General features: G+C 67.5%; 14 protein-coding genes. 6 read left to right on the forward strand and 8 right to left on the reverse strand.

The window, feature by feature from the left end:
- The first annotated feature begins 143 nt into the window (after positions 1–143).
- Complete coding sequence (locus DEO45_RS07410; protein WP_114342026.1) at positions 144–1,823, forward strand: M28 family peptidase; 1,680 nt, start codon at positions 144–146, stop codon at positions 1,821–1,823.
- 22 nt (positions 1,824–1,845) lie between these two features.
- Here DEO45_RS07410 and DEO45_RS07415 read toward each other — a convergent pair whose 3' ends face one another.
- The 4 genes from DEO45_RS07415 to DEO45_RS07430 form a co-directional block, all read right to left on the reverse strand.
- The gene (locus DEO45_RS07415; RefSeq protein ID WP_114342030.1) at positions 1,846–4,593 is read right to left on the reverse strand and encodes a M14 family zinc carboxypeptidase; all 2,748 of its coding nucleotides are present in this window, start codon (positions 4,591–4,593) and stop codon (positions 1,846–1,848) included.
- 200 nt (positions 4,594–4,793) lie between these two features.
- On the reverse strand, positions 4,794–6,788 hold the full coding sequence (locus DEO45_RS07420; RefSeq protein ID WP_114342033.1) for an alpha/beta hydrolase family protein: 1,995 nt from the start codon (positions 6,786–6,788) through the stop codon (positions 4,794–4,796).
- A 243-nt stretch (positions 6,789–7,031) separates the two neighbouring features.
- Positions 7,032–9,335, reverse strand: coding sequence for a transferrin receptor-like dimerization domain-containing protein (locus DEO45_RS07425; protein WP_114342036.1), 2,304 nt, complete (start codon positions 9,333–9,335; stop codon positions 7,032–7,034).
- An 82-nt stretch (positions 9,336–9,417) separates the two neighbouring features.
- Entirely contained in the window at positions 9,418–10,776 is a 1,359-nt protein-coding gene (locus DEO45_RS07430; RefSeq protein WP_114342040.1) for a hypothetical protein, read from the reverse strand.
- A gap of 196 nt (positions 10,777–10,972) precedes the next feature.
- On the opposite strand from DEO45_RS07430, the gene DEO45_RS07435 reads away from it, so the two are divergent.
- The 3 genes from DEO45_RS07435 (at position 10,973) to DEO45_RS07445 (ending at position 12,503) form a co-directional block, all read left to right on the forward strand.
- A complete protein-coding gene (locus tag DEO45_RS07435) occupies positions 10,973–11,737 on the forward strand; it encodes a class I SAM-dependent methyltransferase (RefSeq protein ID WP_114342044.1) in 765 nt (254 codons plus the stop codon).
- An 81-nt stretch (positions 11,738–11,818) separates the two neighbouring features.
- Positions 11,819–12,007: an oxidoreductase-like domain-containing protein gene (locus DEO45_RS07440; protein ID WP_114342046.1), complete on the forward strand. Its 189-nt coding sequence runs from the start codon at positions 11,819–11,821 to the stop codon at positions 12,005–12,007.
- 25 nt (positions 12,008–12,032) lie between these two features.
- Positions 12,033–12,503: a GNAT family N-acetyltransferase gene (locus DEO45_RS07445; protein ID WP_114342048.1), complete on the forward strand. Its 471-nt coding sequence runs from the start codon at positions 12,033–12,035 to the stop codon at positions 12,501–12,503.
- Between the two features lie 24 nt (positions 12,504–12,527).
- On the opposite strand, the gene DEO45_RS07450 is transcribed toward DEO45_RS07445, so the two are convergent.
- Both DEO45_RS07450 and DEO45_RS07460 read right to left on the reverse strand, forming a co-directional pair.
- Complete coding sequence (locus DEO45_RS07450) at positions 12,528–13,484, reverse strand: HDOD domain-containing protein (RefSeq protein ID WP_223250819.1); 957 nt, start codon at positions 13,482–13,484, stop codon at positions 12,528–12,530.
- Between the two features lie 474 nt (positions 13,485–13,958).
- Positions 13,959–14,681, reverse strand: a complete 723-nt coding sequence (locus DEO45_RS07460; RefSeq protein ID WP_114342054.1) for an rRNA pseudouridine synthase — start codon at positions 14,679–14,681, stop codon at positions 13,959–13,961.
- A 103-nt stretch (positions 14,682–14,784) separates the two neighbouring features.
- Between DEO45_RS07460 and DEO45_RS07465 the strand changes: the two genes are divergently transcribed.
- Positions 14,785–15,804 carry an LLM class flavin-dependent oxidoreductase gene (locus tag DEO45_RS07465; protein ID WP_114342057.1) on the forward strand — a complete coding sequence of 340 codons (1,020 nt, stop codon included), beginning with the start codon at positions 14,785–14,787 and terminating at the stop codon, positions 15,802–15,804.
- A gap of 33 nt (positions 15,805–15,837) precedes the next feature.
- The gene (locus DEO45_RS07470; RefSeq protein ID WP_114342059.1) at positions 15,838–16,695 is read left to right on the forward strand and encodes a PA4780 family RIO1-like protein kinase; all 858 of its coding nucleotides are present in this window, start codon (positions 15,838–15,840) and stop codon (positions 16,693–16,695) included.
- A 21-nt stretch (positions 16,696–16,716) separates the two neighbouring features.
- On the opposite strand, the gene DEO45_RS07475 is transcribed toward DEO45_RS07470, so the two are convergent.
- Together DEO45_RS07475 and DEO45_RS07480 are read right to left on the reverse strand one after the other, a co-directional pair.
- Positions 16,717–17,625 (reverse strand): cation diffusion facilitator family transporter, encoded by a 909-nt coding sequence (locus DEO45_RS07475; RefSeq protein WP_114342061.1) that lies wholly within the window; start codon positions 17,623–17,625, stop codon positions 16,717–16,719.
- Between the two features lie 292 nt (positions 17,626–17,917).
- Entirely contained in the window at positions 17,918–18,388 is a 471-nt protein-coding gene (locus DEO45_RS07480; protein WP_114342063.1) for a winged helix-turn-helix transcriptional regulator, read from the reverse strand.
- Between the last annotated feature and the right edge of the window lie 64 nt (positions 18,389–18,452).

Here is an 18,452-nt window from a genome sequence, read left to right on the forward strand (position 1 = left end):
CCCTGATGCCTGGTGATGGCGGCCGCATCATGATGGTGTCGGCCAGCCGTTGCATCTTGCGTTCGCCACTGCAACCCGTCGCATGGACAGCGGGACAAGTGCGCGCTACAAAGGTGGTCGATTTCATCGGTGGGAGCGTTTTGATGCGAGTGAGGAATTTCGCCCTGGTGGTCGCCCTGGGCCTGGCCGCGCTTCCGCTGCAGGCGGCAGCGACTGGGCCAGACACGGCGCGGGCGCCTTCGATCAACGCCGCCGATTTCGCCCGCTTCGACAAGACGCTCAGCTCCGATGCGTTCGGCGGGCGCAAACCCGGCACGATCGGCGCGCAGCGCACCACCGATTTCCTGGTGGCCGAGTTCAAGCGGATGGGCCTGCAGCCGGGCAACCACGGCTCGTGGTTCCAGACTGTGCCGGCCGACTCCACCTTGCTGCTGAACACCGATGTCAGCCTGGACGTCACCGCGCGCGGCAAGCCGCTGAAGCTGGCGTACCGCACCGACATGGTGGCACAGACCCTGCAGGCGAAAGCCGAGGTCGCGCTGAAGGATTCGCCGGTGGTGTTCCTCGGCTACGGTGCGGATGCACCCGCCTGGCACTGGAACGACTACCGGGATGTCGACGTGAAGGGCAAGACGGTGATCGTGCTGGTCAACGACCCCGGCTTTGCCAGCCGCGACCCGAAGTTGTTCAACGGCCGCGCGATGACCTGGTACGGCCGCTGGCCGTACAAGTATGCGGAGGCGGCGCTGCAGGGCGCTGCCGCCTGCTTCATCGTGCATACCAGCGACGCCGCGGCCGGTTATCCGTGGAGCGTGCTGCAGAACGGCGCGGTCGGGCCGCAGCTGAGCCTGCCGGCCAGCGTCGATCCGTCGCCGCGGCTGCCGGTGGCAGGCTGGCTGACGCGCGACGCGGCGGTCCGGCTGTTCGCCGCCGCCGGCCTCGATTTCGCTGAACTCGAACAGGCGGCGGCGAAGCCGGGTTTCAAGCCGGTGCCTCTGGGCGCGACGGCCTCCATCACGCTGCGCAACAAGATCGGCCACATCGAATCGAAGAACGTGGTGGCGCTGGTCAAGGGCAGTTCCAGGCCCGACGAGGTGGTGGTCTACACCGCGCACTGGGATCATCTGGGCACCGACCCGACCCGCCTGGGCCACCAGGTCTATGCCGGCGCGATCGACAACGGCACCGGCCTGAGCATGCTGCTGCAGATCGCCAACGCATTCGCGCACCAGGCAAAGCCGCCCGAGCGCAGCGTGCTGTTCTTCATGCCGACGCTGGAGGAATCGGGCCTGCTCGGTTCGCAGTACTACGTGGCGAAGCCGCTCTTCCCGCTGGACCGCACGGTGGCCGACATCGCCGTCGATGCGTTGCCGGTCATCGGCCCCGCGCGCGACATGACGGTGATCGGCAAGGGCCAGTCCGAGCTGGAGGACATGCTCGCCGGCGTGTTGCACAGGCAGGGCCGGGTGATTTCGCCCGAGACCACGCCGGAGAACGGCTTCTACTTCCGCTCCGACCATTTCAACTTCGCGCGGGCCGGCGTGCCGGCGATGCTGGCCAGTTCGGGCCTCGACCTGCTCGATGGCGGCCGGGCCGCCGGCCAGAAGGCGGCCGACGACTACACGGCGCACCGCTACCACACCACCAACGACGTGTTCGACCCGCATTGGAATCTGCAGGGCATCCTCGAGGATACCCAGGCGCTGTACGAACTGGGCCAGCACCTCAGCCGTGCGGGCGTATGGCCGCAGTGGTACACCGGCAACCCGTTCAAGGCCGTGCGCGACGCCGCGATGAAGCCGGTCGCACCGCCGTCAAAATGACCGGGTGGAAGCGTCGCCGGCCTCAGGGTTGTGCCGGCGGCGTATCCAGCCTGTCGAAATTCACGATGGCGTTGAACACCAGCGGATAGCTGCCGATGGTCTCGCCGCGCCAGATCGGGTTGCTGGCGAACAGCAGCACATGGCCCTTGCCGTAGTGGGCGTCGACCACGGCGGCGCGCTCGGCCATCTCGTCACCGCCGTCGAGCAGGCCGGCAATCAGCAGGTTCTTCGCATCGGCGTAGCGCAGGATCACCCGCGGACGCCGGTCGGCGGGAATCACCCACGGGTTGTTGCGCGTCTGCTCGGCGTTCAGCGGCAACGGCTGCCATGGCTTGACGTCGGGCAGTGCCGGCGCGGCGACCGAGGAACGGCCCTCGGGCGTGTCCGCGTCGTGCGGGCCGCCGCGCCCGGTCGGGCGCTGGTAATCCTTCGCGTTCGGCAGGCCGTGGTCGCCGGTGACCAGGCTGGACACGCTGAACGATTGGCCCGCGGCGCTGTACAGCGCCAGCTCGTCGCGCTCGTAGCCGGCGGCGATCGGGCTGCGGCGATCGACGAACTTCGCCTGCAGCACGCTGCCGACGACCTTCAGCTTGGTGCTCGGGGTGACGAACACGCCAGGCGCCAGGCCCGCATCGATGGCGAACTTCGCGGTGTCCTCGGCGGTGACCAGCAGGCCGCCGGCCTGCACGAACTGCCTGAGATGAGCGAGGCCGCTGGCGCCGAGGCCGGGGCGGATGTCGTCGGTGGCGTCGATGTGACCGAGGTTCGGCGTCAACGCGGTGGTTTTCCACGGCATCGGGTTGCCCCACATAGGCAGGCCTTCGACGATCTGCTGCATGCTGGCGCCACCGACCGGGGCGAACAGGATCACGTCGTACTTCGCGCGCAGGTCGCCGGCCTTCGCCACGTCCTGGGTGCTGATGTAGCTGTATGGCACGTGGAGCCGGTCCAGCGCCATGCGCCACCAGCCTTCGGTCTGGGTATCCAGCCAGGTGTGCATCAGCGCAATGCGCGGCAACTTCGCAGCGGGCATGTCGATCGCAGGCAGGCCCTGCGGCACAGCGATCGGTTGGCCGACCGGTTCCATCGGCGCCTTGAGGATCGCGGTGTCGGTGACGCGCACTACCTGCACGTCGAACAGGTCGCCCATCGACCAGGCGGTGTCGTCGTAGGGATGTTGCTGCGGATCCTTGGGCGACCAGTACTGGCGATCCAGCAGCGCATCGGCGATGCGCGAATACGGCTGGTCCATGCGCACCAGGTAGCTGCCGGCGGGGAAGGTCCGCGTCCCCGCTTTCTTCTTGTCGTCGTCCTGCTTCGGTGACGTCACCGTGACCGGCGCCGTGAGGCGGCTGACCTCCGCATGCTGCAACTGCATGATGCGCAGCAGCTGCGCCCGCGAGCCGGTGCGCCGGTCGTCGGCCGGGAAGACATAGGCGGCCGGGCCGGCTTCCTGCGGCTTCTCGATCGAGCGCTTGCTCTTGAGATAGAAGTTCTTCAGGAACAGCTGGCCGTTGTCGGAGAAATAATGCAGCGCGGCAAGCAGGCCGGTCTGCTGGTAATTGTTGTTGTCGCGCTGCGACCACAACACGGTCGGCAGCGGCGGATTGGGCTTGTACCAGGTGCGCTGGTAATCGCTCGGATCAAGGATGCGCTGCACGGTGTCGGCACCGTCGTTGCCGAACGTCTCGTACAGGCGGCTGATGCCGTTGTGCATGGCGGCGATGAACATCAGGTAGCCCGGGCTCCAGGTGTCGAAGTCGCCGTGGGTGAACACGCCGGGCATGCCCAGGCGGGTGAGCTGCTGCACGTTGTCCCAGCCCAGCTGCTGCCACTCGCCGGTGAGGATGGGGTCGATCCAGGCGTTGTACGGGCCATCGCCCACGGTGTTGTCGTACAGGAACGGTACCGACTCGTGCAGGTCGTGCAGCACCTGCGCATGCCAGCCGACATAGGTATCGGCCACGTTGCGGGTGAGGTTCAGCGTCATCGCCATCGCGTCGCGGTTGTTGTCGTGCGCCACGTAATGGCCCCAGTACAGCAGCGGCGGGTAGTTCTCGCCCGGATGCGCCAGGTGCCAGTTGTAGCGGTCGACCATGCGCTCGCGGCCGTCCACCTCGACGATCGGGGTGATCAGGGTGATCACGTGCGAGCGGATGTGCCGGATGTACGGCGCCTCGTCCACCGCCAGGCGATAGGCCAACTCCATCAGCGCGGTGGGCGAGCCGGTCTCGGTGGAGTGAATGGTGCCGGTGATGTAGTAGACCGGCGTGGATTGCGCAACCAGTTGGTCGGCGACGGCGTCGTCCATGCCGATGCTGCGCGGGTCGGCCAGCCTGGCCAGGCGCGCCTTGTTCGCGTCGAGGCCGGCCAGCAGGTTTTCGTCGGCGATCGCCACCGCGATCATCTCGCGGCCTTCCTCGCTCTTGCCGATGGTGAACACCTTCACCCGCGGGCTGGCCGCGGCCAGTTCGCGGAAGTAGCGATGGACCTCGGCCACGCGCGGCAGGTAGTCCGGCGCGCCGGCGATGTGACCCAGCACCTTCTCCGGCGTGGGCACGTTGATGGAGGCGGGCAGGTAGTCGGTCAGCGGCGAGTTGAACGAGGGATCGGTGGTGAACTTCAGGATCTGCGCCGTATACGCCTGGTCGATCGGCTGCGCGGGGTCGCGCGCATACGGTTTGGAACTGTCGGCTCCGGTCGCCGCAAATGCTCCCAAGGAGCCAGACGCCAGCAGGACGGCGAGCAAGAGCCGGACGGATGCATGCATGATGAGTTTTCCCCAGGAGTCGCGTGGCAGCTGATCGCCGCACTCTGCCAGAACGGGTGTGGTTGCGCGTAGCCCATCAGTTGGGCAGGGCCATCCGAACCGTCGGCCGCGCTGCTGCGGCGACCGGCCGCCACATGGGCGAGCCGTAATGACGCGCTCCTGCCGGAACCGGGCAGGAGCGCGTCTGTCCCCGCAGAGGGTCAGTGGGCGGCGGCGGTATTGCTGTTCCCCGTCCCCGTGGTGCCGGGGCCGATGCTGGAGTCGACGAACTGCACGAGCTTCGCATACAGCTCGGCCTGGTTGGTCTCGTCGTAGAAGCCGTGCATCTCGTTGGGCTTGTACAGCCATTCGTGCGCAATGTTCCGTTTCGCCAGCGCCTGGTGCAGGCTGATGCCCTGGACCGGCGGCACGCGCCTGTCCTCGCCGCCGACCACCAGCATCACGCGTGCCTTGAGCCTGTCGAGCTGGTTGATCGGCGAATGGCCGGCCAGCACGCCCATGTCGTCGCCCAGCTGGCGCTTGAGGTAAGCCTCGCCGAAGCTGGATTGCGGAGTGTCGCCGCGGCGGTACATCAGGGGCAGGTCGTAGACGCCCGCGTAGCCGACCGCGCACTTGTACAGGTCCGGCTCCTTCATCGCGCCCTCGAGTGCCGCATAGCCGCCGTAGCTGCCGCCGTAGATGCAGATCCGCTGCGGGTCGGCGATACCCTGGGCGATCGCCCAGCGGGTCGCGTCGGTGACATCGTCCTGCATCTTGCCACCCCACTCCTTCCAGCCGGCGCGTTCGTAGTCGTAGCCGTAGCCACCGGAACCGCGGTAGTTCACCTGCAGCACGGCGTAGCCACGAGTTGCCAGCGCCTGCACGTCCGGCTGGTATTCCCAGTGATCGCGGATGCCGAACGGGCCACCGTGTACCAGCACCACCATCGGCAGATGCCTGGCGCTTTCCTTGCCGGGCGGATAGCTCACATAGCCGTGCAGCTGCATGCCGTCGCGTGCCGCGAAGTCGACCGGTTGCATGGTGGCCATCCTGGCAGGGTCGATCCACGAGGCCCTGGCCAGCAGCGGCGTGAGCTTCCGGGCCTTGGCGTCGTACAGCAGGAAAGTGCCGGGATCGGCATCGGCCTCGACCAGCACCACGCTCAGGCTGCCGTCGCGCGTGCCGGAGACGAAGCGGACGCTCTCGCCGGGGAATTGCTTCATCAGGGCCAGCAGGGTCTGCGCATCGATGGACTGCGCGTCGAACAGCGCCGCGCCGGTACGGCCGTCCATGAAGCCCACGCCGAGGATGCTGTCGTCGGCCAGGCCTTGCAGTATCCGGGTCGCTTCGACGTGCGGATTGCTCCATACGACGCTGAGCGATTGCTTTGCCGGATCCCAGCGGCAGATGCCGAAGGTGGCGGGCGCAGAGCAGGTGAAATACGCCTCGCTGTCGTCGCGGTTGAATCCGATCGGCATCGAGCGGTTCTTGCTTGCCTCAGGCAGCAACTGCCAGCCGTCCCCGCCGATCGGATGCTGATAGACCCGGGTATTGCCGTCGTTGTCGAAACCCGCCGCGAAACGGATCCGCCCCTGGTGGTCGGCGACGAAGCCTGCGCCACGCATGGGAGCTACGATGAGTTGCGTCTTGTTGCCGTTGCGCACATCCATGCTGTAGGCCACCGGGATGGCGCCCTCGAACCCCGCTCCCGACCACGTGCTGATGGATACCAGTACATGGTTGGGATCGCCCGGGATGGTGGCGATCAGCTCCGCGCTGCCGTTTTCGGCCGTTGCCTGCTGGATGTGCGAGCCGGTGCTCATGCCCGCACGGCGGTAGCCATACAGCATGTTCGCGCCGTTGCCGTCGGCGTTGACCGCGAACAGTTCGCCCGTGGCGAACGGAACGTCGTAACCGCCGACGCGTTCACCCACGGAATACAGCACGCGGGTATCAGAGGCCCACCAGAAATCGGTGACATCGTCCTCCTGCCGCGGGCGAACCAGGTTGCCCTTGTGATCGGACAACCGGATCAGGGCCAGCACGGTCTGTCCCTTCACCACTGCAGTGGCGGCCAGATACTTGCCGTCCGGAGAGATCTTCACATCCTTGTACTGCGCATGCCGTGCCAGTTCGGCAAATGAGACCGGCTGCGCCTGCAGCACGGCAGTAGACAGCAAAAGCAGACCCGCAACGATCCAGCGCTGCATTCCCATCGTCTATTTCCCCCTGTCGTGACACGCAGCCAGACAGTGTGCCGGCCACTTCACGCCGACATTTATAGCAGGGTGCCGGCCGTATCGGGACGGGTGCCGCCAGGCGGCTCCTCTCGACTTCTTCGCGAGCAGGCCGGGTGGTGCGGGGGGCGGCTGCAGCGGCAGCCGGATTGTGGCGGACTCGAAACGGATCGAGGGCGGCCGATGATCCGGCCGCCCCATGTTCGAGAGTGACGCCGCCGGCTAGGACTGCTTGTCCAGCAGCATCGTCAACCGGTCGAGTTGCGCACGGTAGCGGTCGAGCACCTTGGCGGTGAGCGCGGCGTAATGGTTGGCCTCGTCCCAGCGACGTGCCTCGATGGCCTCGCGCACGCCGGGCACGGTCTTGACGCCGTAGCCGGTGAGCATGCCCGGTGCGTAGATGAAGTGCTTGAACCAGTTGCGCCCGGGCAGGCCGGCGGGATCGGTGAGGGTCTGCTCCATGCTCCCGATCAGCTGGTTCAGTTGCTGCTGCCGGGCTGCGGGCAGGTCGGGGCCGGCGGCGTGTCTGGCGTAGGCCGCCTGATACGCCTGGGCGCTCTGCCTGAGCCGTTTCGCGGCCTGGTCCAGCGGAGCCAGGTCGATCGCCGGCATGTCCGAGTCGCGCGCGGGCGCGGCGACCGGGCGGGTGGGGTCGGCGTCGAGCGCGAACGCGTGGCTGTCCAGCAGCTTGTGTTGCTGTTCGGTGGCCTTGCGGGTGTCGTCGACCAGCTTGTGCAGCTCGCCCACGTAGCGGTCGAGCGTGTCGCTGAAGTCGCCGAAGCGCAGCGGCAGCACCTCGGCGTCGGCGGTGCGCAGCATGATGTGCCCGGCGACCTTGGCCAGCGCCACGCCGTAACCGAAGTCCGGATCGCCGAAACGCGCATAGTGGTCGAACGAGTCGTAGCGCGAGTGGTAGATGCCGGCGTCGTCGTCCTCCCCGCCGAAGCCGAGGTTCAACGAGGCGATGCCGAGGTGTTCCAGGAAGGCGCTGTAATCGGAGCCGGAACCCAGCGCCTGGATCGGCACGTCGCCGCCTTCGGCCGCCAGCTTGGCGATGGCCTTCGCTTCCGGTTTTGCATCCTTGCTGCTGCCGTCGACCAGCATGTGCGCGCGCAGGCGCTCGCGCACGCTGACATGGGTTTCCGGATCGGTTACGCCGTCCGCAGCCTGGTTGACCAGATGCTGCAGGGAATGGCTGCCACCGGCATCGAGGAAGCCGCGGCCGTTGGTGTCGGAGTTGAGGTACAGCACGGCCTTCTGCTGCAGTTCCGAGGCATGCGCCTCGGCCCACTCGGTGGAACCGAGCAGACCCGGCTCCTCGCCGTCCCAGCTGGCATAGACCAGCGTGCGCTGGGGCCGCCAGCCCTGTTTGACGAGGCCGCCGATGGCCTTGGCCTCGGCCATCAGGGTGACATTGCCGGAAAGCGGATCCCACGCGCCGAAGGTCCAGCCGTCGTGGTGGTTGCCGCGCACGACCCACTGGTCCGGCGCGGTAGCGCCCTTGAGCATGGCGATCACGTCGTAAACGGGTTTCTGGCTCCAGTCCGACAGCACGGTCAGGTGGACCTTGCTCGCGCTCGGGCCGACGCGGTAGGTCAGCGGCAGCGCACCACGCCAGCTGGCCGGTGCCGTCGGGCCGCGCAGCGCCTGCAGCAGCGGCGTGGCGTCGGCATAGGAGATCGGCAGCACCGGAATCTTCAGGATGGTCTTCGCGTCTTTCAGTGCCAGTCGCTTCGCGCCGGGCGTGGAGCCGATGCCCGGGGTCAACGGGTCGCCCGGGTACAGCTGCATGTCGGCCACCGAGCCGCGCTGCACGCCCTGCGCCGGCCGCCAGCCACCCTGCGGATAGGTCTCGCCCTGTGCGTAGCCGTCGTCGCGCGGGTCGGAATAGATCAGGCAGCCGATAGCGCCGTGCTCCTGCGCAAGCTTGGGCTTCAGCCCGCGCCAGCCGCCGCCGTAGCGGGTGATGACGATCTTGCCGCGCACGTCGATGCCGCGCCGCGCCAGTTCCTTGTAGTCGTCCGGCATGCCGTAGTTGGCGTAGACCAGCGGCGCGCTGACGTCACCGTCGGCACCGTAGACGTTGTACGGCGGCAGGACGCCCGCAAGGTCGGAGGTGGTATCGCCGGCGACGGCCGGTTCATGCAGCGCCGCGGTGTAGGGATTCGGCCCCAGCAGTTCCAGCGCCACTTTCTTCGGCGTGGGGTAGAGCACGCTGAACGTTTCGATGTGTGCGTCCCAACCCCATTCGCGGAATTTCGCCAGCATGAATTCGGCGTTCGCCTTGTCGTGCGGAGAACCGACCTGGTTCGGCTGCGATGCCATCTGCTTGAGCCAGCCGCGCAATTCGGCCGGATCGAGCTGCGCGTCGAAACGCTGTTCCAGGCTTTGCTGGGCGGTGGCGGCGGTGCGGCTGAAGCCGAGCATGGCGCCGTCGTCGCGATCGGCAGCGGCGGCGGTGGCGCTGGCGGCGGTGGCCAGCATGCAGGCCATCGCCAGCAGGGGGCGGATCCTGGGGTGTGTCATGGGCGATCTCTCGGTGGGACGATTGGGGGCGTGAGCGGCGGCATCAGCAGGATGACGGAGCACAAGGGTGGGGCGGGCCGTGCTAGGGCGAGGGGGCGACGGGCGATTCCGGTACGTCGATGTTCTGCGAGAAGAGCGTCTGGCTCTGCTCGTCGCCGATGGTCAGGCGATACCTTCCCGGCCGCAGATAGAGTTCGCCCGGTGTGGCTTCCATGCCGGTGAGAACCCGGTCTCGCGGCGTGGCGTTCAATGGCACCGGATCGAGCACCATGCGGTCCGCCGGAATCGCGTCGTTGCCCTCCCCGGCATAGCGCGCCTCGATCAGGCACGGGTAATTGTGTTTGCAGCGCTCGCTGTTGACGAAATACGGCCGGCGCAACCCGCCGAGAGTGAGCCAGGTCGGCCGCCCGCGGCTCAGGAATTGAGGCGGGAACACCACGCTGACGTCGTAGCCGGTGCGCAACGTCCACGGCTTGCCTTCCTTGTTCACGAACACGATCGGCGCAGTCGGCTGCCATTTTTCGACGATCTGCGCGTAATAGGGATGGTCGTCATCCTTGGTCGGGTGCGGGATCAGCATGGTCTGCTCGACCGAGAGCCCGTCGATGCGGGAAAGCTTGTGCAGGTGCTGGGCCATCGAGGAGCCACCGAGGAAGATGCCCGACTTCTGGATATGCGCGTACCCGGCTTCGACGACCACCCGCGCCTGCGGATCCTTCGCGAACGTCTCGCGGTAGAGGTTGCGCGCCTGCTCGGCCTCGCGGGCGTCGCCGGTGGCGTCGGAGAGCGCCTCGTAGCCGATCACCTTGAAGCCGAGCTTGAGAGCGGTGCGCACCATTTCGGCGCTGATCGGTTCCTCGGTGTAGAAGCCGCTGTCACTGGTCGGATAGCCGCGGGATTGCAGCTTGGTATCGGTCTGGTAGATGGTTTCGACGGCGAAATAATTGAACCCTTCCTGGCGCAGCCGGCTCAGCAGCTGCACCGTGAGGGTACGGGTGAGCGGGATGTTGTGCGCCTCGTTGAGATAGACCAGGCGGTAGTCGCGGGCCAATGCCGGTATCGCTTCCAGTGCCGGCCTGGCCTGCCAGCCGGCATCGGCCAGCGGCGCGGGATGGTCGTCCTTCTGCGGCGGCTGCTTGATGGAAAAGCTGGCCGCTGCGTCGGGGTAGTCGCCGATGAAGGTCTGGTACCAGCTCAGGTACTGGCTGAATATCAGCCGGAACGCGGGGTTCCTGTCTGCGGCAAAGGCATAACGCATCACCTGGTAGCGGGCCAGCAGGCCCTTGCGCTGGTTGGCCTCCCGCATGATCTGCTCGGATTTCCCGGAGGCGGCGAGCTGTTCCGCCTGCCACTGCCCGGCCGTCTGGGCGCGTATCGGCCCGCCGCAGGACAGCGTGGCCAGCGCCAGGCAAAACGCAAGGAGAGTCGAGCGGCTCGGCATCGGGTTCCCTGGATCGGATGTTCAGGCGGTTCGCGCCTGTTTTACCAGCGCGGAGCGGCGATGTCGCGTGACGGGCGTCGCCCGGTGGCCAGCATGGATCCAGCGCCGGCCCGGCGTACCGTGCCGGACGTCACGGGACCGGGCGTCTGATTCGGGAGCACAATGGGGTCTGGTCGGGTCTGCGGAGGAAGATGCCATGCGTCAGACGGTCCTTGCTGTACTGCTTGCTCTCGTACTACCCGCGGCGGCGGCTTCGCCTCCGCATGAAGGCGCTGTTCCCTCCGCGGTGCGCAAGGCTCTCGACGATCCCGCGCGCCAGTCCGACAAGGCCGACGATGCCCGTCGCAAGGTCGCCGAAGTGATCACGTTCGCCGAGGTCGCGCCGGGCCGGAAGGTTTTGGAACTGGTGCCCGGCAGTGGCTACTGGACACGCGTGTTCAGCGCCGTCGTCGGCCCGCAGGGCCACGTCTACACCGTGTGGCCGCACGAGATGGACAAATACTCGGCAAAGAGTCTGGCGAACTGGCAGGGCCTGGTGGCCACGCCGCACTACGCGAACGTCAGTCTGCTGCAGCAGCCGGCGGCGCAATTGAGCGTGCCTGAACCGGTGGACGTGGTGTTCACCGCGCAGAACTATCACGATTACCACGACCCCTTCATGGGGCCGGTGGACATGGGCAGCTTCGACAAGCAGGTCTACGACGCGCTCAAGCCCGGCGGCGTATTCGTGGTGATCGACCACGTGGCCCCGGCCGGCTCCGGCCTGGCCGATACCGACACGCTGCACCGCATCGATCCGGCCACGGTGAAGAAGGAAGTGGAAGCTGCCGGTTTCGTGTTCGACGGCGAGAGCCATGCCCTGCGCAATCCCGCCGACCCGCACGACGTGAAGGTGTTCGACAAGTCGATACGCGGCCATACCGACCAGTTCATCTACCGGTTCCGCAAGCCGGCGAAGTGATGCCGGCCCGCTTGAGCCGCCGCAGTTCCGGCGGCACCATCGTGCAGCGGGCGGATCTGCCGCCCGCTGCATGAGATCCGGATGACCAGCCCCACCGACTTCCCGGCGCCCACGGACGACCCAGCCGATCCGCTGCCGCTGCCTCCGACCGCACCGGAGGCCGCCGACTGCTGCGGCGAGGGCTGCGTGCGCTGCGTCTACGACGTCTACGAAGAGGCGCTCGAACGCTACGAGGTCGCGTTGGCGGCGTGGCGGGTCCGCCACCCCTGAGCCGACCGTTTTTGCGGGAGCAGCCATGACCATCCGCTATCGCCTCGCCCGCCCGCAGGATGCACTCGAGATCGGCGTGCTGGCGCGCCGGGTGACGCGGCGCTGGATCCTGCCGTGGCAGCCGGCCAGCGCGGCCGGGCCGCTGCTTCGCGGCATGGACGCCAGGGCGATCCGGGGCAAGATCCTGGCCGGCCAGCGCTTCCACCTGGCGTGGCAGGACAACGGGCGCCTGGTCGGCGTGGCGGCGATGCGCGACGACTCCCACCTGTTCCAGTTCTTCGTCAGCACCCGCATGCACGGGCGCGGCATCGCGCGCCGGTTGTGGCAGCGCACGATGCGCGATGCGGTGCGTCGTGCCGGCACGCGGCGCTTCACGCTGAAAGCTTCGGCCATGGCGGTGCCGGTGTACCTGCACTTCGGTTTCGTGCCCAGCGGGCCGCTGCTGGTCAGCGACACCGGCCTGGTCACCCAGCCGATGCACCTGGACCTGCGCTGACGCGGCTGTGCCGGCCGGGCTGGTTCACGCGCCCTCCCGCGGCGGGAAATTGCGGCGCAGGTCGTGCTGGCAGCGCACCACCGATGCCGGGGCGAACGATTCGGGCCATGCCGGGCCAAGGTCGAGATCCTGCGCGATCCGGTCGTGCTCGCCCAGCAACTGCGCCATCGCCAGCTGGTCGGCGACGACCAGGGCCTTGCCCAGCGGCGATGCCGCCGGGCTTGCCCGGTTCCGGTATTCCGTGATGGCATCGATCACGCGCGGCGGCAATTCCCAGTGCTGGGCGGCCTGCAGCGTGAGCCGTGCGGCCAGATCGGCGCAGCCGGCGAGGAAATGCGGCGAGGGTGGCGCGCCGTCCGTAGGGGCCAGGCGGCCGAGCAGGCGCACCACGGCGCCGGTCCCGGTATGGCAGATGACACCAGCCAGGTAGGCTTCGAACGCATCGCAGCCACTGGCCTTGCCGAGCCAGGCACAGGCGTGCGCGCAGCGTTCGGCATGGCTCCACAGCCGCTCGCCGGCGGCGTGGCCGAAGGCGCCGGCATTGGATTGGAGAATGGGCTTCATCACGTGCTGGACGAGCACGCGGTGCAGGCCCTCCTGGCCGAGCACCACCACCGCCTGTTGCAGGCTGTTGATCGGTTGCGCGGCACGGTAGTGCACGCTGCCGGTGACCCGCATGACCTCGCCCACGATCAGCGGGTCGCGGCCGATCAGCGTGGCCAGCTGGCCGCCGGCGGCATTGCCGCTTTTCAGCGTACGCAACAGTTGCGGCAACACCACCGGCAGGCGCGGCAGGTTGCGCACGTCGAAGCGCGTGCCGAGCAGTTCGAGCCGCCTGAGCGTGGCCAGCTCGGCGGCACGGAGTTTGCCCGCGTCGCTGTCGGGCAGGTCGAACACGAAGCGGTGGAACCGGTCTTCGAGTTCCGCCGGCGGCATCGCCGAGCGGGTGATCGGCGCCATCGGTGGCGCACGCGCGGTCATCACGGCAGCCGGCTGTGCACGGTTCGCTGACGCCGCTGGCTTGCGGCTGCGAAAAATGCGCCGCCACATGTTCCCCATGTCCCGTGCCCCTCGTTCCGGCGCGCCGGCTCCCGGGCGCCCCGTGTCGAACTATCGGCGTCGGATGGGAAAAGTTTAGCGAGGGGGAGAGGCCAGCGGCTTCCGTTTGCACGCGCGGCTCGCAGGCTGGCGTGCCGCGGGGCGGTATGTCATGTCCTGCGGCGGTCGCCGTGTAGCCGTGCGCAAGGCGCCCGGTTTACTTGTTCTTCTTCTTTTCCTGCTTGGCGGCCTTCTTTTCCTTCATGGTCTTGGCCGGCTTCTTTTTCTCGTTCTTCTTCGAGTCCATACCCTTGCTCATGCTGTTCTCCGCGGTGTGGTTGAACGGTGGCGATTCATGACACGCGGGCAAGTCTAAGCCGTTCCGGCGGCTGTTGGGCAAGCTGGTGGTGCGCGGATTCAGATGCGTTCGTGCGGTGCGAGATAGCGCCATTGCCCCGGCGGCAGTTTCGCCAGCGAAATGCGGCCCACGCGCAGGCATTTCATCGCCAGTACTTCCAGGCCGACCGCGTTGCACATCGGCTCGATCCGGGTCGGCTGCAGCAGTTTGAACGCGAAGCGCAGGCGTCGTTCGCTCTGCCAGCTGACCTTGATCGGCGGCATCGCGTAGTGGTTGAAGTGCAGGCCGTGGTTGAGCAGGGCCAGCCCGTTCGGGATCGGCTCGCCGCTGACCTCGACCACGAACTCCTGCTCGACCCGCTCGATGTCCTCGGTGAGTTTGCGGACGACGCGCCAATCCTGGGTAAGGATCAGCAGGCCGCTGGCGCTGGCCGGCAGCGGCAGCGGCGTGGCGAGCCGGTGCAGGTGGCGTTTCAGCGGACGCACGCCTGATGCGTCCTCAGCCCAGCGGGTCTGCGGCGTGACCAGTGCGCGGGCGGGGTTTGGGCCGTCGCCGGCGTCGCAGCCCGGCGGCTTGTGCAGGATCAGGGTCATCGGTTCGACGGGCGCCAGCTCGGCTTGCGGGTCGAGTTCGACCTGCTGCACGTCGACCATGAACTGCGGCTCCTCCACCACGACGCCGTCCACCCGTACCCAGCCGCCCTCGATGTATTGCTCGGCTTCGCGCCGCGAGCACCGTGTCAGCGCGACGACGCGTTTGGCGAGGCGGACGGGTTCGGTCATCGGGATGCCGTGGGGCGGAGGTGGGTCATTGTAGGCGCAGGCACGGTGGCAATCCGCCCGGCAGCCCCCACATCGTGGCCATCCATCCTGGCGAGAGCCCGACATGATCCCGTTTTCCATCCTCGACCTGGCGCCGGTCACCGAAGGCAGCGACGCCAGCCACGCGTTCCGCAACACGCTCGACCTGGCCCAGCTGGCCGAGCGGCTCGGCTATCACCGCTACTGGCTGGCCGAGCACCACAACATGCCCGGCATCGCCAGCGCGGCCACGGCGGTGCTGATCGGCCACGTGGCCGGCGGCACCTCGACCATCCGCGTCGGCGCCGGTGGCATCATGCTGCCGAACCACGCGCCACTGCAGGTGGCCGAGGCGTTCGGCACACTGGCCTCGCTGCATCCGGGGCGCATCGATCTGGGCCTGGGCCGCGCGCCCGGCACCGACCAGCCCACCGCGAAGGCGCTGCGCCGCTACTTCGACAGTGCCGACGCGTTCCCGCAGGACGTGCTGGAACTGCTCGGCTATTTCGAGCCGGCGAGGCCCGGCCAGCCGGTGCGCGCCGTACCCGGCGCCGGCATCGAGGTGCCGGTGTGGCTGCTCGGCTCCAGCCTGTTCAGCGCGCAGCTGTCGGCGCAGCTCGGCCTGCCGTTCGCTTTCGCCTCGCACTTCGCGCCGGATGCGATGGACGAGGCGCTCGCGCTGTACCGGCGCGATTTCCGCCCGTCCGCCCGCCTGCAGCAGCCGTACGCGATGCTGGGCCTCAACGTGGTCGCCGCCGACAGCGATGCCGAGGCGCGGCGCCTGTTCACCACCCAGCAGCAGAGTTTCATCAACCTGCGCCGCGGCCGGCCGGGGCTGATCCCGCCGCCGATCGACGACATCGGGTCGTACTGGACGCCTCCGGAGCAGCTGATGGTGGAGCGCGCGCTGGCCTGCGCGGTGGTCGGCGCCGCCGGCACGGTGCGGGACGGCATCGAGGCGTTCATCGCCAGGCACCGGCCGCACGAACTGCTGCTTACCGCCAACGTGTTCGAGCACGCGGCGCGGCGGCAATCGTTCGAGATCGCGGCGGCGGTACGCAACCAGCTTGGCGCCCGCCACGGGCCGGTCGCCAATCGGGGATAATGCAAGGTTTCCCATGACCGAAGCCCACGACGCATGAAAACCCCCAAGGGCCTGCAGGACCTGATCGACGAAGGCGTGATCGACCAGGTGCTCAGGCCGCTGAAGAGCGGCAAGGAAGCTTCCGTCTACGTCGTGCGCTCGGGCGAGGACATCCGCTGCGCCAAGGTCTACAAGGACATGGCGCAGCGCAGCTTCCAGCAGCGCGTGCAGTACCAGGAGGGCCGCAAGGTACGCGGAAGCCGCGAGATGCGTGCGATGGGCAAGGCCACCCGGTTCGGCCGCAAGGAGGCGGAGGCGGCGTGGAAGAATGCCGAGGTCGACGCGCTGTACCAGCTGACCGCTGCCGGCGTGCGCGTGCCGAAACCCTACGGCTACTTCGGCGGCGTGCTGGTGATGGAACTGGTCACCGACGCGGACGGCCATTCCGCGCCGCGGCTGGGCGAGGTGGAGCTGTCTGCCGACACGGCCCGCGACTACCACCGTTTCCTGATGCAGCAAGTGGCACGCATGCTGTGCGTGGGGCTGATCCACGGCGACCTGTCCGAATACAACGTGCTGGTCGGGCCGGCCGGCCCGGTGATCATCGACCTGCCGCAGGTGGTCAGCGCCGCCGGCAACAATGCGGCGCGCACGATGCTGCGCCGTGACGTGGGCAACATCACCATCAGCCTGTCGCGTTTCGCGCCGGAACTGCTGGACACCCACTACGGCGAGGAGATGTGGGCGCTGTACGAACTGGGCGAGCTGCACCCGGACAGCGAGCTCAGCGGCCAATTCGAGTTCGACGAAAGCATCGCCGACGTCGACAGCGTGATGCAGTCGATCATCGACGCGCGGGAAGAGGCGATCATCCGCCAGCAGGGGCGCGAAGCCGCGATGCAGGGGGACTGAGCGGCGGCTTGCGAGGCGGGTTCAGTCGGCGAAATCCGGCTCGAAGAAGCTCCAGCGCACGTCGCCGAATTCGGCTTTCATGGCCGCCTCGACGGTGTTGATCGCCTCGATCATGCCGTGATCGCCGGCGCCGGGCTGCATGCGTGCCTTGACCGCCACCATCACGTCCGGCCCCATCTGCAGGGTGATCAGGTTGAGTACCTCGGCGACTTCGGGGCGGGCGTTGAGGAAAGCCAGCAACTCGTCGCGGCGGCGCGGCTCGACGCCCTGGCCGATCAGCAGCGCCTTCACCTCGATCGCCACCAGCAAGGCGACTACGATCAGCAGCACGCCGATGGCGATGGTGCCGACGGCGTCGAACATCAGGTTGCCGGTGAGCATGGTGGCGCCCACGGCGAGCGCAGCCAGGCACAGGCCGAGCAGGGCAGCCAGGTCTTCGCCGAAGATCACCAGCAGCTCGCTGGAGCGGGTTTCGCGGAACCAGGTCCACAGGCCCTGGTCGCCGCGGGCCTTGTTCACTTCGTGCAGGCAGCCGCGCATCGAGACGCCTTCGACCACGATGCCGAACAACAGCACGCCCAGCGCCAGCCACGGCCACTTCAGCGGCTCGGGGCTGGTCAGCTTGTGCACGCCTTCATAGATCGAGAACATGCCGCCCACGCTGAACAGCAGGATGGCCACCAGGAACGACCAGAAGTACAGCGCACGGCCCCAGCCCAGCGGGAATTCATCGGACGGTGGGCGTTTCGCCTGGCGGATGCCGAGCAGCAGCAGGCCCTGGTTGCCGCAGTCCGCCAGCGAGTGCACAGCCTCGGCCATCATCGCGCCGGAGCCGGTGACGATGGCGGCGACCAGCTTGGCCACGAAGATCGCGAAGTTGGCGCCCAGCGCGAGCAGGATCGCCTTGATGGGGGTGGCGTGGCTGGACATGCGGAGCTCGGTGCGGCAGGCGGGCTGCCATCATAGCGGCGCACGCGATGCGCACAGCATTGGGCTTGGCCGCTGGAATCGGGCTTTCATTCGGCTACGGATAGATTGGCTGGACACCGCAGCGGTATGTGCTCCCGGCCAACAGCGGCCACTCACGAAGTGCACCGACTGTTCCATTCCGACTCAAAAGCTGTCTTACGTTCACTACTACGTGATGCCGGCTGCGAATGCGGCAACAGTAGGCTTGGCGGCGGAATGCAATGCGCGACGGGAGCGCGAGGCCAAACCTGCTTTATCCAGTCGCTGCTGGAACGCCCGTCTTCCTTGTCTTGACAGCCCTGGATTGAGGAACATCAGTGGGCGAGCCGTCAAAGCGGGCGCGCGCGGCATGGATTTCGCCGCTGCTACGGTCGGCCCAAACGATGAGACTCGCCATCGGATCCAGCAGGGATCGGCCTAGCGGCGACAGACGATATTCGACGCTCGGCGGAGTGGTTGGATAGACATGTCTGGTGATCAGTCCATCGCGCTCCAGATCCCGCAGGGTCTGGGTGAGCATCCGCTTGGAGATGTCACGGACGGCTCGGTGAAGCTCGCTGAAGCGTTGGGATCGCGACGCGAGCGTCATGATCATCAGAATGCTCCATTTGTCGCCAATGCGGTCGAGCACATCGCGCACTGGACAGCAGACTGGCTGTTCGGACTGGGCGTCTTCTGACTGATATCGGCTGAATCTCTCGATCGCGCTTGATGCTGTGCTCATGCGGGTTCCCTTGGTCTCACCTGGTTACAAAAAACTGCCTCCTTGCGGCGAAGGATCTAGGTCT

This window comes from Rhodanobacter denitrificans (genome assembly GCF_003335105.1).
Lineage (GTDB): Bacteria > Pseudomonadota > Gammaproteobacteria > Xanthomonadales > Rhodanobacteraceae > Rhodanobacter > Rhodanobacter denitrificans_A.

Coding starts and splice junctions, on each gene's coding strand:
- DEO45_RS07410 (WP_114342026.1), top strand. CDS start 144: ATGCGAGTGAGGAATTTCGCCCTGGTGGTCGCCCTGGGCCTGGCCGCG.
- DEO45_RS07415 (WP_114342030.1), bottom strand. CDS start 4,593: ATGCATGCATCCGTCCGGCTCTTGCTCGCCGTCCTGCTGGCGTCTGGC.
- DEO45_RS07420 (WP_114342033.1), bottom strand. CDS start 6,788: ATGGGAATGCAGCGCTGGATCGTTGCGGGTCTGCTTTTGCTGTCTACT.
- DEO45_RS07425 (WP_114342036.1), bottom strand. CDS start 9,335: ATGACACACCCCAGGATCCGCCCCCTGCTGGCGATGGCCTGCATGCTG.
- DEO45_RS07430 (WP_114342040.1), bottom strand. CDS start 10,776: ATGCCGAGCCGCTCGACTCTCCTTGCGTTTTGCCTGGCGCTGGCCACG.
- DEO45_RS07435 (WP_114342044.1), top strand. CDS start 10,973: ATGCGTCAGACGGTCCTTGCTGTACTGCTTGCTCTCGTACTACCCGCG.
- DEO45_RS07440 (WP_114342046.1), top strand. CDS start 11,819: ATGACCAGCCCCACCGACTTCCCGGCGCCCACGGACGACCCAGCCGAT.
- DEO45_RS07445 (WP_114342048.1), top strand. CDS start 12,033: ATGACCATCCGCTATCGCCTCGCCCGCCCGCAGGATGCACTCGAGATC.
- DEO45_RS07450 (WP_223250819.1), bottom strand. CDS start 13,484: ATGACCGCGCGTGCGCCACCGATGGCGCCGATCACCCGCTCGGCGATG.
- DEO45_RS07460 (WP_114342054.1), bottom strand. CDS start 14,681: ATGACCGAACCCGTCCGCCTCGCCAAACGCGTCGTCGCGCTGACACGG.
- DEO45_RS07465 (WP_114342057.1), top strand. CDS start 14,785: ATGATCCCGTTTTCCATCCTCGACCTGGCGCCGGTCACCGAAGGCAGC.
- DEO45_RS07470 (WP_114342059.1), top strand. CDS start 15,838: ATGAAAACCCCCAAGGGCCTGCAGGACCTGATCGACGAAGGCGTGATC.
- DEO45_RS07475 (WP_114342061.1), bottom strand. CDS start 17,625: ATGTCCAGCCACGCCACCCCCATCAAGGCGATCCTGCTCGCGCTGGGC.
- DEO45_RS07480 (WP_114342063.1), bottom strand. CDS start 18,388: ATGAGCACAGCATCAAGCGCGATCGAGAGATTCAGCCGATATCAGTCA.